At 37.2% G+C, this 14,129-nt stretch carries 13 protein-coding genes and 1 pseudogene; 2 read left to right on the top strand and 12 right to left on the bottom strand.

The genetic code is table 11. From position 1 onward, the window contains the following. Positions 1-32: 32 nt before the first annotated feature. The 11 genes from ADJ67_04590 to ADJ67_04640 form a co-directional block, all read right to left on the bottom strand. The gene (locus tag ADJ67_04590; GenBank protein ID AKT46992.1) at positions 33-1,637 is read right to left on the bottom strand and encodes a peptide transporter; all 1,605 of its coding nucleotides are present in this window, start codon (positions 1,635-1,637) and stop codon (positions 33-35) included. Positions 1,638-1,769: 132 nt separating this feature from the next. Then, a complete protein-coding gene (locus ADJ67_04595; GenBank protein ID AKT46993.1) occupies positions 1,770-1,955 on the bottom strand; it encodes a 50S ribosomal protein L32 in 186 nt (61 codons plus the stop codon). 98 nt (positions 1,956-2,053) lie between these two features. Then, positions 2,054-3,259, bottom strand: a complete 1,206-nt coding sequence (locus tag ADJ67_04600) for an acetate kinase (GenBank protein ID AKT46994.1) — start codon at positions 3,257-3,259, stop codon at positions 2,054-2,056. Positions 3,260-3,395: 136 nt separating this feature from the next. Then, positions 3,396-4,502 carry a hypothetical protein gene (locus ADJ67_04605; GenBank protein AKT46995.1) on the bottom strand — a complete coding sequence of 369 codons (1,107 nt, stop codon included), beginning with the start codon at positions 4,500-4,502 and terminating at the stop codon, positions 3,396-3,398. 5 nt (positions 4,503-4,507) lie between these two features. Further along, complete coding sequence (locus ADJ67_04610; protein AKT46996.1) at positions 4,508-5,086, bottom strand: hypothetical protein; 579 nt, start codon at positions 5,084-5,086, stop codon at positions 4,508-4,510. A 16-nt stretch (positions 5,087-5,102) separates the two neighbouring features. Further along, on the bottom strand, positions 5,103-5,549 hold the full coding sequence (coaD, locus tag ADJ67_04615; GenBank protein AKT47677.1) for a phosphopantetheine adenylyltransferase: 447 nt from the start codon (positions 5,547-5,549) through the stop codon (positions 5,103-5,105). A 28-nt stretch (positions 5,550-5,577) separates the two neighbouring features. After that, positions 5,578-6,162, bottom strand: a complete 585-nt coding sequence (locus ADJ67_04620) for a hypothetical protein (protein AKT46997.1) — start codon at positions 6,160-6,162, stop codon at positions 5,578-5,580. Positions 6,163-6,170: 8 nt separating this feature from the next. After that, positions 6,171-8,210 (bottom strand): hypothetical protein, encoded by a 2,040-nt coding sequence (locus ADJ67_04625; GenBank protein ID AKT46998.1) that lies wholly within the window; start codon positions 8,208-8,210, stop codon positions 6,171-6,173. Beyond that, on the bottom strand, positions 8,197-8,607 hold the full coding sequence (locus ADJ67_04630) for a hypothetical protein (protein ID AKT46999.1): 411 nt from the start codon (positions 8,605-8,607) through the stop codon (positions 8,197-8,199). Before ADJ67_04630 ends, ADJ67_04625 begins: the two co-directional genes overlap by 14 nt. 63 nt (positions 8,608-8,670) lie before the next feature. After that, a complete protein-coding gene (locus ADJ67_04635) occupies positions 8,671-8,862 on the bottom strand; it encodes a 50S ribosomal protein L28 (GenBank protein AKT47000.1) in 192 nt (63 codons plus the stop codon). 152 nt (positions 8,863-9,014) lie between these two features. Beyond that, positions 9,015-9,557, bottom strand: a complete 543-nt coding sequence (locus ADJ67_04640) for a hypothetical protein (protein AKT47001.1) — start codon at positions 9,555-9,557, stop codon at positions 9,015-9,017. Between the two features lie 101 nt (positions 9,558-9,658). On the opposite strand from ADJ67_04640, the gene ADJ67_04645 reads away from it, so the two are divergent. Further along, positions 9,659-11,107, top strand: coding sequence for a hypothetical protein (locus tag ADJ67_04645; GenBank protein ID AKT47002.1), 1,449 nt, complete (start codon positions 9,659-9,661; stop codon positions 11,105-11,107). A 49-nt stretch (positions 11,108-11,156) separates the two neighbouring features. Here the strand turns inward: ADJ67_04645 and ADJ67_04650 are convergent. Next, positions 11,157-11,762 (bottom strand): annotated as a pseudogene (locus ADJ67_04650) (hypothetical protein). Positions 11,763-12,129: 367 nt separating this feature from the next. On the opposite strand from ADJ67_04650, the gene ADJ67_04655 reads away from it, so the two are divergent. Next, positions 12,130-14,061 carry a chaperone protein HtpG gene (locus ADJ67_04655; GenBank protein ID AKT47003.1) on the top strand — a complete coding sequence of 644 codons (1,932 nt, stop codon included), beginning with the start codon at positions 12,130-12,132 and terminating at the stop codon, positions 14,059-14,061. Positions 14,062-14,129 lie beyond the last annotated feature (68 nt).

A 14,129-nucleotide genomic window follows, 5' to 3' on the forward strand; every position in this document is an offset into this window, starting at 1 on the left:
ATCCAAATTTGACATATCAATCACCATCAAAGCTATGCTATAGCCTTAACCGCAACGATAATTGCGATTACTACACCAACTACACCTTCGCCTCCTAAGACGCCGGAAGCGATGATCTGTCCCTTGCTCTCCTTCTCAAAGTTTGGAAGGAATTTATCTACTATAAATCTAAGCGCTCCACCTATGAATGCAGTAGCAGATAGATAAAACGGTAGATATACACCAAGACCAAATGTCATAACTGGAAGCTTTAGACAATACAGAATCGCCGCTGCAACTAGTCCGAACATAAATACAGGATAGTTCGATATACCCGTAATCATAGCAGAAACTGCGTGAGCCTGCGCTGCAGCAAATGTACCATCATTGAATGCATTCCCTCCGTATGCCTTTAGCATGAAGTAGAAAACAAAAACAGATACAATTGCACCTATAAAACCACCAATAACCTCAGCAATCCACTGAGCCTTAGCATTTGTCTTAAGTATGTGTCCGGCCTTAAAATCGTTCATTACATCGCCTGTGAGACCGCATGCAATTGCAACAATTGCTGCTACAAATAGCGCCTCATTTTGGCCGATTGAACTTATTGTCTTAACAACCAGTAGAACAAATATACCGAAGATTTCCATTGGATTTATTCCTGATTGTCCCACGCACTGTGATGACATAGATGTTGTTAGCCAAACACCTATTATAGTAATTACCGAAGCTATTATGCCTAGATTGCAAACGTATGTAAGTACAAATACGAGCAAAACAAGAAATATAGGCGCCCATCTCATTGGAAGAACTGAATCACCTGTGTTTTCCTTGCTAAACATAGCTCCAAATATCTTTTTCAAATTAGGGAGTATTCCCTTAATTAAAATACCTATTCCTGTTCCGACCATCATTCCAAGTCCTAGTGACTGTTTGATGTCAGTGGCTTGCTGTAAAGTAAAAAATCCAAACTTTTGTCCAAAGATTAGAATTCCAAAATCACCTACAACAGCGCCTAAGAACCATACACCTATAAATAAAGGACCTACAATATATCCAATAGCAACTAGCATAGGTGAAATATAGAATCCTCCGACAGATCCATACTTCATCATTCCCTTACTAAACCAGGTCTGAGGTATCTTAGTAAACCAATCTCTTAACACAGCAAATAGGCCAGCTATGCCAAATGATGTGAAGAGCAGTACCGATTTTTTGCCTCCCTTATCTCCTACTTCTAATAAGTCTGCAGCAGCTTGTCCCATAGCATATGGGAGTTCCTGAGTCTCTATGAAATATTTACGCATCAAAGCTGTAAATATCAAGCCTAAGGCTGTACCTCCAAGTGCGATTACAAGAAGTTGCACAAGGGAAATCTCCGCATTTGGATTAAGAATAAATATTCCTGGTATGGTGAAAGCCACACCACCTGCAACCATTGCACCTGCTGACATAGCAGTATGTGTAACATTTATCTCATTGAGACTTGTGTTACCTAGCGCCTTAAGGCAAACCATTGAAAACAGAGCCACAAACATTATTGGCCATGGAAGCGAGCTTAGCTTCAGTGCGATGAACATAGAGCTGCAAGTAATAATTACTGAACCTATAGCACCGATAACCATACCCCTTACGGTTAGTTGTTTACCATTCATTTTACATTCTCCTAAATTAATTCAAATACACGTATTACAATAACTTGCGTTTTGATTTTATCCAATTAGAAAAACATAAAGACAACAAAAGAGTAGTCAAAAACTACTCTTTTGAATCCATATATTCGCTTATTAAGCTTCTTCTGTTGCCACTATTTCTTTGCCATCATAATAGTTACATGTTGGGCAAACTCTGTGTGGAAGCTTTGGCTGATGACATTGAGGGCAGATCGAAATTCCCGGTAATGATTTCTTCATATTCGGTGATCTTCTCATATCTCTTTTGGCCTTTGATGTTTTCCTCTTTGGAACTGCCATTTCTACACCTCCTCGTTCGAAGTCTAATTATATATAAAATATATAATATTACGCAATAACTATTAAAGTATATCTATATCTAGCTATCTTGTCAACTATTATCTATTAATTTTTCTTGCGATGCTGTATGTATCTCTTGCAATCATCAGCTCTTCGTTTGTTGGGATAAGTAGAAGCTGAACCTTAGAGTCATCTGTTGAGATCTTTGTCTCATGACCTCTTACCTTGTTCTTAATTGGATCTAGCTTGATTCCTAGGTTACCAAGGTCTGTACAAATGATTTCTCTCATTGAGATATCGTTCTCACCTACACCAGCTGTAAAGATGATAGCATCAACACCGTTCATCTCTGCAATGTAAGCGCCGATGTAGAATCTAACCTTCTGAGCAAAGATTCTTAGAGCAAGAGCTGCTCTTTCGTTTCCGTCATTAACAGCAGTCTCAAGGTCTCTGAAGTCACTTGAAACGCCTGAAATACCATATACACCTGACTTCTTGTTAAGTACATCGTTTACCTGTGCATCTGTTAGGCCTTCCTTCTCCTTGATGTAGTTAACGATAGCTGGGTCAATGTCACCGCTTCGTGTTCCCATTACTAGACCCTCAAGTGGTGTGAATCCCATTGATGTATTGATTACTCTACCGTGCTTGATAGCTGTAACTGAAGCACCATTACCAAGGTGGCATGTGATAAGCTTTAGATCGTTAATGTTAACGCTCATCATCTGTGCAGCCTTCTGAGCAACATACTTATGTGATGTTCCGTGGAATCCGTATCTTCTTACACGATACTTCTCATAATATTCATATGGAAGAGCATATAGGTATGACTGTGGTGGCATTGTCTGATGGAAAGCTGTATCAAATACCGCTACCATCGGAGTCTTAGGCATAAGTTCCTTGCATGCAGCTATACCAAGTAGGTTTGGTGGGTTGTGAAGTGGAGCAAGCTCGATACAATCCTCAAGAGCCTGGATAACTGACTCTGTAATTAGAACTGATTCTGCATACATTTCTCCAGCGTGTACAACTCTGTGTCCTACAGCACCGATTTCGTCCATGTTCTTTACAACGCCATGTCCCTTATCCTGAACTGCTGCCAGAACCTGAGCGATTGCATCCTTGTGGTCCTTCATAGGAACTTCCATTACAACCTTGTCACATCCTGTCTTAGTATGGTTGATAACTGATCCATCCATACCAATTCTCTCAACTAATCCCTTTGCAAGAAGAGTTTCATCTGTCATATCAAGAACCTGATACTTAAGTGATGAACTACCACAGTTGATAACTAATACTTTCATATATTCCTCCATGTCTGTACATATATTTATTAAACTTTACCATAAAATAATACTATATGGATGCCTTAAAATCAAGACATTGACTATATTTAGTGAAATTTTATGGATCTAAACCAAAACAATAAACTCTTAGTGGTTATATAAGAGCAATTGGTTTTTGCACAAAATCACTATTTTTATACAAGTCATTACCGTAAATTATGTTATACATATCGCTCGCTAAAACGTCGTACTTTATAGTTTCTGCTATTCTCTTGTCAATTAACGCCTTAGGAATACTGTCTATTACAGGTATCTGATCTAGTTCTTTTATCGCCCTTAACAAGCTTGCACCCTTTTTGTCAAAAGCAAGAGGTCTAGCATATAGACTAGCTTCGTTGATTATTTCGTTATTCAATCCAAACAAAGCCTGAACAAATAGCCTATTTATACGACTATATGTGTATCTCTTTGATTTTACACGCATTACTAAGTCTTCAAGACTATGGGCATATCTAATCTCGGCCTTAATTTTATTTCCGAGTCCCTCACCTGCGGATGCTATTTTATCAATTTCTTCTGCACTCATCAAAAGCAACTTACTTCTAACAACATCAAAATATCTTTGCTCAAATTCAGCTGATTTTTGGGGATTATCCTCTTTCCAAATTCTGCGAATATCACTAGCGGTCTCTAGATGTCCCTTACCTATCCTTTTTATCGTATAAGCATCCAAACTATCTATGTGTCTAAGATATTCCAAAGCTAGAATATTATTCGGCTCAGTTAGAATTTTTTCATCGAAATCAGGGGACATAGATGATATTAGCATACTTCTTGCTGCAGGATATGAATATCCCTTTGATAAAATGTCCTTTAGTTCATCCGAATAATCAATATCTATCTTGGTTAATAGCTCAACCGCATTCTTGAGCTGCTTTATATTGCCTGACTCGCTGCCAAAAGCAAGCACATCGACTACTCCAAGATTTTCTAGTATGTTAACTCCACCATATGCAAACTGCCCTGCACTGGCGCACGAAAATACAAGTGGAAGCTCTAAAACTAGATTCACTCCGCCTTCTACAGCTCTTTCCGCCCTTTGCCACTTATCAAAAAGAGCGGGGTATCCCCGCTGCATAAAATTACCGCTCATTATTGCAATCACAAAATCAGCATCCAGATTTTGTCTGGCGTTATCTATTAGATGCTTGTGACCATCGTGAAACGGATTAAATTCAGTTACTATTCCTATAGTCTTCATCAGTACTATTCTTCCTCAGATTTGGATTCTCCAATAGGAATATCTATTCTGTGCTTCTCTATCTCAGTATTCTGTGTCTCCTCAGCTATGCTTCTGATGTCCTTGATATCAGACTCAAGCTTCTTTGAAATATCATTGAAGTGGGCATTTATGTCATTATACATAGCATCAAAATACTTGCTATTAAGCTCATCCATCTTGACACGGAAGTTATTCAAAACATCATCCATGTATGCATATGTTCTAAGTCTCATGTTCTTAGAATACTCATCAGCTCTTCTGTAAATCTCACCTGAAACATCTACTGCTCTCTCAGTGATTACATCCTTTTCGACCATCATGTCGGCCTGCTTCTTAGCCTCGATGATAATCTTCTCATACTCATTTCTGGCATTATCCAAGATAGTATTTTTTTCTCTTCTAATCCATTCAGCCTGCTGAACGTCATCTGGGAAGCTTAGTCTAATGTCCTTTGCTATATCCAAAATCTCGTTTGCATCGACCATGATTTTGCCTGTGAGAGGTAGCTTTGGTGCTACATTAATAATTTCTTCCAATTCTTCTAATAGTTCGTAGATTGTCATCCTAATCCTCCTATGCCTATAATGAGTATTTCTTCTTAATCTCGTTTAAGATATTCTCTGGTACTAAACCATCTATATTTCCATTTAATGAAACAACTTCTTTAATCATACTTGAGCTTATAAATGAATATTTAGGGCTTGTCATCAAAAATATGGACTCAATTCCCTCATTAAATAGCCTTGCGTTCATTTGTGCCATCTGAATCTCGTATTCGAAATCAGATGTAGCTCTTAGACCTCTTATAACAGCATTAAATCCATTCTGATTGACGTAATTTGCTAGCAGTCCATCAAAGTCGTCTACTGTAACATTAGGCAGATGCGCTATTGCAGTCTTAATTAGTTCCTTTCTCTCCTTAAGTCCAAAAAGTGGCACCTTGTTTGGATTCGAAACGACCCCCACAACGATCTGATCAAACATCTTAGATGCACGTTCTATGACATCAAGATGTCCATTTGTCATAGGATCAAAAGATCCTGAATATAGAGCCTTAGTCACTTATCTTCTCCTCATCGTCAAAGAAATCATCTGAATCTGCCCTCTTGTATAGAGACAAGCATATTTTTCCATACTTTTTATGTTTAAAAAGTTTCAGTCCGCCAATATGTTCAGGCAAATCCGTCATTTTTTCGTGTTCTGCTACTATTATACCTACATCTGTTAATAAATCAAGCATATCTATCTGTTCAATGGCTTTTTCATAGAGCCCATCATGGTATGGTGGATCAAGAAAAACGATATCAACTTTTTCATCAATTCGTTTAAGAGCCTTCTTGTAATCTCCAGCAAGAACAATTGATTCATTTTCCGCCTTACAATATTTAATGTTACGCTTGATAATATCAACGCTGTTTCTCTCGTTATCACAGAACCAGCATTTTGATGCACCCCTAGATAGAGCTTCTAGACCAAGATTACCTGTTCCTGCAAATAGATCCACGCAAACAGCATCCTCAATATCGCACATCAAAATATTAAAAATCGATTCCTTAACCTTATCGCTTGTTGGTCTTATTTCATTACCAAAAGGTGTTTCTAGCTTTCTCCCCCTGTATTTTCCAGTTATAATTCTCATCTTATCTCCTATAAATCAATACTTATATCACTGCCGAACATCTTCTTTACCTTTTGCTTTACCATGACGCTCTCTGGTTTTTCTAGCTTGCTATCTCGCTCAATAAGCTCCCTAGCTGAGTTCATAGCTGCTTCTAGCACATCTCTATGTCTTAAGAGGTCACTTATTTTTAGCTGCGGAAGTCCATGCTGTCTCGTGCCAAAGATTTCACCAGGTCCTCTAAGCTTAAGATCTTCCTCTGCTATATCAAAGCCGCTCATCGATCCTGTCATAATGTCCATCCTCGCATTAGCAAGCTCGCTATCTGTATAGCACATCAAAAAGCAATAGGCGTCATCACTTCCTCTACCGACTCTACCTCTGAGCTGGTGAAGCTGGGCAAGTCCAAATCTTTCAGCGTTTTCTATCACCATAACGCTTGCGTTTGGTACATTTATTCCAACCTCTATCACTGTAGTAGAAACAAGTAAATCAACCTTGCCACTTGCAAAATCCTGCATTATTTCGTCTTTATCTGCACTTTTCATTGCACCGTGGACAAGTTTGATATTAAAGTCATCAAATCTATCCTGAAGTTCATCAAATATAGCATTTGCTGATTTTGCATCTATGCTCTCAGAATCCTCTATAAGAGGTGCAACAACATATGCTTGCCGTCCTGCCTTCATCTCTTTTTCGACAAAGTTAAAGACCCTGTTTCTTTCTCCCTGAGAACATTTATATGTATGGATTCCCTTACGACCCTTAGGCATGGTTCTTATCTGCGATATATCTAAATCACCATATAATATGGCTGCAATCGTCCTCGGTATAGGTGTAGCAGTCATTACAAGTATATTAACACCCTCACCTTTACCCGAAAGTTTTCTCCTTTGATTTACACCAAATCTATGCTGCTCATCAGTAATGACAAGACCTAGATTCTTAAATACAATGTTTTCCTCTAAAACAGCATGTGTTGCTATTATCACCTTAGCTTTGCCAGAGCTTATGCTTTCCATTGCCATTCTCTTATCGGAGGCTTTCATAGAACTTATCAAAATCACCGGACTGATTTCATGATCAGATAAGTCCTTAACAAAGGTATCAAAGTGTTGCCTTGCAAGAAGCTCCGTAGGCGCCATGATCACGCTTTGAAATCCAGAAGCAGCAGCTGAAAGCATTGCAGCTTCAGCAATTATCGTCTTACCAGATCCAACATCTCCTTGCAGGAGTCTATTCATCTTCTTTGGTTTTTGTAAGTCATCTTTTATTTCATTCCAGGACTCTCTTTGTCCACTTGTAAGCTCGAATGGAAGCTTTGATATGAATTCATCTCCTTTACTTACATCTATTGAGATTCCTGTAACATCGCTGTCATCGCTCTTCATGTACATAAGACCAGTTTCAAGAGTAAATAATTCATCAAAGATAAGCCTATATCTGCTTTGTAAAACTTTTTTTGCATTGCTTGGGAAATGCATATTTGAAATAGCAAAGTCTAGCGACGCAAGTTTATTCTTCTCGACTATATCCTCAGGTATCCATTCTTTGATACTTGAATAAACAACCTTTATATCTCTTTGCATTCGTCTCATTTCTTTTTGAGATAAGCCCTGTCTCAATGAATACACGGGAATAATTTCTCTAACATCGTCATTACTTCCTGCAATTGTAAACTCTGGATGTACTATTTGGAGTCTATCTAGGTTTTCGGTTACTCTGCCGTAAAAAACATATTCTTTTCCAATATCAAAGAGTTTATTCAAAAAATATCCATTAAAAAAGACAACTTCAAGCATCCCGCTATCATCACTTACATTTAGTACTAGCGGAGTCTTTTTGTTAAATCTATTCGCACCAATCCTCTTGTTCACAAGCCTTGCCTGAATTAGAAAGTCACTACCAGCTTTAAGTTCAGATATATGGGTTACAGTGCGTCTATCTTCATATGATTTTGGAAAATAAAGAGCCAAATCTTCTATGGTTTTAATTCCCATATCATGAAAGATTTCTACTTTTTTAGGACCTACGCCCTTGAGCACACTTATGCTGTCATTTATCTGCATATTTGAACTTAAACTCCATGTTTCTTGCTGACACATTTTCAGACTTAACACCTGTTATAACTACCGTAATTTCTCTAGGACTTACAGTAAGTCTTTCTTGTAAATGATTTACAATCTCTTGATTTAGTTTTTTTAGTAGACTTTTGATGCTCTCGCCGAATTTTACTATAGCATAATACTTAATTCTAAATTGCTTATTATCAAAGCTAATCTCTATATTCTTAAGGCTATCGCTTGACGGTATAACATCTTCTTCTAGAAGAAACCTACCTTTAGTTGTAGATAACCATATTAATTCATCATATTCCTTAGTATCAATTACATCTATGATTTCTGTAGCGATAACTCTGTCCGAAAAGCTTATTCTGCCTTGATTAGTATATTTATATACAGACATATCCATATTCTCCGATAAAAAAACCGCGAAAGCAAAAGCCTTCGCGGAGTTAGTCCCTATTGATTAGAGGGCGCGGTCAATCTTGTTTGATCTCATGCACCTTGTGCATACATTCGCTCTTCTTACTGTACCGTTGTCATTGATTCTTACGGTCTGAATGTTAGCATTCCATTTTCTTCTTGTATGTCTCATTGAATGGGAAACATTATTTCCGGAAACCTGACCTTTTCCACAAATCTCACACTTTCTTGACATTTGCCGCACCTCCTTGCTAAAAATTGTATATCCCGATATCGGGTTTATTACCTCTTAAAATGTTTGCAGGCTATAGATTGAATAACCGCAAGTAGCATTATACCATAGCCAATAAGTATAATACAAGTACTTTTTTGCTTGAATTCCGCGATTTATACAAGCGTACGGTCAAGACCAATATATTCTGCTCTGATCATTGATTTCAGATGTAAATCATAGTACTTACCATTCTTCTTTGTAGCACTTCTGAGTATACCCTCTGATTTAAACCCAAGCTTATCATATAGATGAGCTGCTACGTCATTCTTAACAAAGTGGTCAATAGTCACTCTCTCCATATGCAAACTTATAAATGCATATTCAAGAATTGAAAGCAGTGCTTCCCTGCCTAGCCCTTGATTTCTAAGCTTTGGATCAGCTATATATATTCTTGTTACATCTACTGAGTCACTATGACTATCAAGTCTTGAAAGATAAATTCTGCCAATAGGAATATCACTTGGCTTCTGCAGGATGGTAAACTGTCTCTTAGTATCATCATTACTATTCTCTATGAATTCAGTAACAACCTCTTCGTAGTCCCTGCTTTCGTCAATTGAAAAGAACTCAGTTACTGCTGGATCGGATTCCCAATCAGCAAAATATGAGCAATCATTAAATGTACTTTCCCTAATAATCAAGTTCTTCGTTTCCATTGCGGTATCTCCTTTGATATGCTATTATTATAAAGTATTTTTAACTTAAATCAAAGGGTAATTTACAAAGTTTTTCACGATTGTTATATGGAGGTGAAAATTTGAAAAAAAGAATATATATTACGCTAATTTCTTCAATGCTAATTTTAATCTTAGCATTAACAGCATGTGGAAAAAAATCTTCAAATACCGAGATTCCATTGAATGAAAAAATAGAATCAAAAGCATTTGCATATAGAACTGATTTGCTCGATTCAGCCGAAACTTTGACAGATAATAATAAGATACAGGAATATCTCCTCAACTGGGCTAAATCTAAGAACCTAAAATACGTAAAAGACGACCACGGTAACATTATAATGTCGATGGCTGCTTCTGAGGCATATATAGATGCAGCTCCAGTTACAGTTGTATGTAGCTACGATGCAGATAGCTTTGCTGACAGTATGGATGCCATTGCATCTGCCCTCTATATAATCAAGAACAATGAGGATTCTGGTGAGCTAAATGTTATCTTCTCACCCATATCTAATGGCAACTACAGTGCACTTGATAATCTGAGCAAAGAGTATTTTAAGGATAACACCAAAGTTATAAGTCTTTCTGGTGGACGCAAAGCTCTTTGGTCTGTTAACTCAGGCGGAAACAGCAACTACCTCTTCTCAGGTAGCTTGACTACTGAAGCTCCAACACTAAGCACAGCATATAAGATATCGATAAGTGGATTAACAGGCGGAACACCTGATGGAAAAATTTCATCATATCCAAATCCTGTTAAAATGCTCGGCGATTTACTAGCATCTTTTAAGACGAACTCTTTGATATTTGAGCTTTCAAGTATATCAGGTGGAAATAGCTCAAGCTCATATCCGAAGAATGCTGAGATGATTATTGTTATAAGTGAAGATGATGTTGAAAAATTTACAACAAAGCTTGATAAAGCAATAGAAAAGTTTGACAAGAAATATAAGGAAGACTATCCAAAGGCTACTTACAAGTACGAGGCAGTTAGCCTACCGGCAACAGTTTATACTAAAGAAAGCCAGAACACGCTTGTAAGCTCTCTCTATACACTTTCAGACGGTGTCTTCTATAGAGATGCAGACGATGAAATAGTTACTATTTCAAACATCGGTACTATTGCAACAAGCGAGGAAGCCTTTACAATTTCAGCACAGGGTTATAGCCTTGATAAAGCAAATCTAACAGAGCTTGACAATCAGTACGCTACTACATGTTCCCTTGCAGGAATATCATACAATAGAATATCTAGAGTTCAACCACTTTCGACTAAATTTGATGAGAATAATGTTTCTAAATTTCAAAAGGAAGTCATGGATGCTTATAAGGAATATGATCGCTCTAACCTAGAGTTCAAAAACAGTGTGCAGACGACTCCAGCAGTGTTTATTGCTAAGAAAAACTCAAAAGTAAATCTTGTCAATGTTGTTATAAACAAGGATAAACTAGAAGTATATACAGGTGCAATAGTCACACTTTTGAAGAATCAAACTCACAAGGAAATAAAAAGCCTAGATGATGATAACTAAGACAAAACCCGCCTAGAGCGGGTTTTTTGATTCTTGAATTTGTTATAAACTATTTGACGAACATTATATTTAAATCAACATTTGTATTTATGCCATCCACTCTTCCTGTTGAAGAATACTGCCACATTGCGTAGTCATACTCGAAGCTGCTCATGGAAGTATAGTGCGCAAGCCATATCTCATAATCACTTAAAAGAGTTAAATCAATATTGTTAGCTATCCAATCCGGGTTTCCGTAGATTAGTGTTTCCCTTCCATGCTTTTTCATAATGCACCCAAAGGCATCTGCAACTTCAGTTTTTTGCTCTACGGTCAGAGCTTTTATCCTGTCATTTTCAGTTACTGGCTCCATATCAAATCCTATTGGTAGTGATACATTTCTTCCTTTGATATTTGAGAGCACATACTTTGCTTCCTTGACAGCTTCTTCTGTAGTTACTGCTTGCGAAAAGAAGTATACACCTACATCTATTCCGTTCTCTTGGGCTTCTTCTATGTTCTTTTCGAAGTAATCATCCATATAGATTTTACCATCTGCATAAGAGCTGAATCCAAGCCTAATATATGCGAACTCAACTCCAGATTTCTTTACACTGGCCCAATCTATTTCTCCCTGGTGAACAGATACATCTATACCTCTCTTGGCTTTGATACCATTGTAATTATAGTTGAGGAAATTATATTCATCCCTATAGAATCCTTCACTGCTGTATTCCATTTTCGGATACTCCTTAGTCCCTCCTAGTCCATCATAAGTATTTATATATCTATATGCCTTAACCCAAATAAAAATAGCTAATACTAGAAGAATTGCGCTCAAAACTATTATTAGTCTCTGCTTATCTATTTTATTTTTCCTTCTATTTTTCTTTTTTGCTACCTTATTCATAACGGTATTATACCATTTTTTCCTATACATAAAATAAATATTTGATTATCACTTTACAAAGACAATCATTAGTGCTAAATTATACTTAGCACTCTAGTATACCGAGTGCTAATAAATATTATGGAGGACAAACATGGCTAAAAAACAATTTAAAGCAGAATCTAAGAAATTGCTTGATTTGATGATTCACTCTATATACACCAATAAGGAGATATTTTTGCGAGAGCTTATCAGCAATTCAAGCGACGCCTTAGATAAACTATATTACAAAAGCTTGACATCTGGAGAGCTCGGAATCAAAAGAAATGACTTCTATATCCGGATAACACCTGATAAGGAGCTTAGGACACTTACAATTAGAGATAACGGTATCGGAATGAGTAAAGATGAGCTTGAAAATAATCTCGGTACTATTGCAAAGAGTGGCTCGCTAGGCTTCAAGGAAGAACAGGAAAAGAATAAAGACGAGAATACTAAAGCAAAGAATATCGACATCATTGGACAATTTGGTGTTGGATTCTATTCTGCTTTCATGGTATCTGATATCGTAAGCGTTACATCAAAGGCTTTTGGCAGTGATGAGGCATATCGCTGGGTTTCACGTGGTGCAGATGGATATACTATTGAAGAGGCAAGCCTGGATGGACATGGTACAGAAATAGTACTGACTATCAAAGAAGATACAGATGGTGAAAACTACTCTAGCTTCCTTGAGGAATACACAATTAGAAATCTAATTAAAAAGTACTCCGACTACATCAGATACCCTATTCGTATGATGGTTGAAAAATCAAGACCTGTAGGAGAGACAGAGGAAGGCAAAGCACCTGAATTTGAAAAGTATAATGAGCTAGAGACTCTAAACTCAATGGAGCCTATTTGGAAGCGCCAAAAGAGCAAAGTAAAGCCTGAAGAATATAACGATTACTATAAGAGCAAGTACATGGACTATATGGATCCTGCAAGAGTGATTAGAACAAATGTTGAAGGTGTTTCAAGCTTTACGGCTTTGATGTTCATTCCAGGACATGCACCTTTTGATTATTACACTAAGGAATACGAAAAAGGACTTCAGCTCTACTCTAGTGGCGTAATGATTATGGATAAATGCAAGGACCTACTACCTGATTACTTCAACTTTGTCAAAGGACTTGTAGATAGCCAGGACCTTTCTCTCAATATTTCAAGAGAAATGTTGCAACAAGATAGACAGCTTAAGAACATTGCAAAAAATGTTGAAAAAAAGATTAAAAGAGACCTTGAGGACTTCCTAAAGAACGATAGAGATGGATATGAAAAGTTCTTTGAAAACTTCGGTAAACAACTTAAGTATGGGCTCTATGAATCTTATGGTATGAATAGAGAGGTTCTTGAGGACTTAGTTCTATTCTATTCCTCTACTGAGCAGAAAAATGTAACCCTTGCAGAATATCTTGAAAGAATGAAAGATGACCAAAATGCAATATACTATGCAGCTGGTGAATCCATCAAAAAGATAGACCTTCTACCTCAGACTGAATTTGTTAAATCAAAGGGATATGAAATCCTCTATCTAACAGATGAAATGGATGAATTCGTTTTCAATATCCTAGGTCAGTATAAGGATAAGCCTTTCAAGTCTGTGTCTGCTGAGGACATTGCTGAAGACGATACTGAAGAAGCTAAGGAAAATATGAAAAAGCTTGAGGAGGACAACAAAGAACTTCTTGAGGATATCAAGAATGCTCTTGGTGATAAGGTTAGCGAAGTAAAGCTCTCCCCTCGTCTAAAATCATCTGCAGTATGCCTAACTACTAAGGGAGATATATCACTAGAAATGGAAAAAATTCTAAGTGCAATGCCTATGGACCAAGGTATCAAGGCTGAAAGAGTTCTTGAACTAAACCCTGAGCATAGCGTATTTAAAGCACTAAATAAAATTAAGAGTGATGATGCTGGTGGTAAAAAACTAGAAGTTTACGCAAACCTTCTATACGATCAGGCTCTCCTCATTTCTGGAATACAGATTGATGATCCAGTTGAATTTAGCAAATCAATATGTAAGCTCATAGTTGATGCAAACTAAATAGAATACGCATAAATCACAAAGGTGGCAACTCATACGAGGTACCACCTTTTCATTGTCCTATAGCC

Source organism: Eubacterium sulci ATCC 35585, from assembly GCA_001189495.1.
In the GTDB taxonomy this organism is placed as follows: domain Bacteria; phylum Bacillota; class Clostridia; order Peptostreptococcales; family Anaerovoracaceae; genus Eubacterium_B; species Eubacterium_B sulci.

Coding starts and splice junctions, on each gene's coding strand:
- ADJ67_04640 (AKT47001.1), bottom strand. CDS start 9,557: ATGGAAACGAAGAACTTGATTATTAGGGAAAGTACATTTAATGATTGC.
- ADJ67_04595 (AKT46993.1), bottom strand. CDS start 1,955: ATGGCAGTTCCAAAGAGGAAAACATCAAAGGCCAAAAGAGATATGAGA.
- ADJ67_04630 (AKT46999.1), bottom strand. CDS start 8,607: ATGTCTGTATATAAATATACTAATCAAGGCAGAATAAGCTTTTCGGAC.
- ADJ67_04625 (AKT46998.1), bottom strand. CDS start 8,210: ATGCAGATAAATGACAGCATAAGTGTGCTCAAGGGCGTAGGTCCTAAA.
- ADJ67_04655 (AKT47003.1), top strand. CDS start 12,130: ATGGCTAAAAAACAATTTAAAGCAGAATCTAAGAAATTGCTTGATTTG.
- ADJ67_04600 (AKT46994.1), bottom strand. CDS start 3,259: ATGAAAGTATTAGTTATCAACTGTGGTAGTTCATCACTTAAGTATCAG.
- ADJ67_04605 (AKT46995.1), bottom strand. CDS start 4,502: ATGAAGACTATAGGAATAGTAACTGAATTTAATCCGTTTCACGATGGT.
- coaD (AKT47677.1), bottom strand. CDS start 5,549: ATGACAAATGGACATCTTGATGTCATAGAACGTGCATCTAAGATGTTT.
- ADJ67_04590 (AKT46992.1), bottom strand. CDS start 1,637: ATGAATGGTAAACAACTAACCGTAAGGGGTATGGTTATCGGTGCTATA.
- ADJ67_04610 (AKT46996.1), bottom strand. CDS start 5,086: ATGACAATCTACGAACTATTAGAAGAATTGGAAGAAATTATTAATGTA.
- ADJ67_04620 (AKT46997.1), bottom strand. CDS start 6,162: ATGAGAATTATAACTGGAAAATACAGGGGGAGAAAGCTAGAAACACCT.
- ADJ67_04635 (AKT47000.1), bottom strand. CDS start 8,862: ATGTCAAGAAAGTGTGAGATTTGTGGAAAAGGTCAGGTTTCCGGAAAT.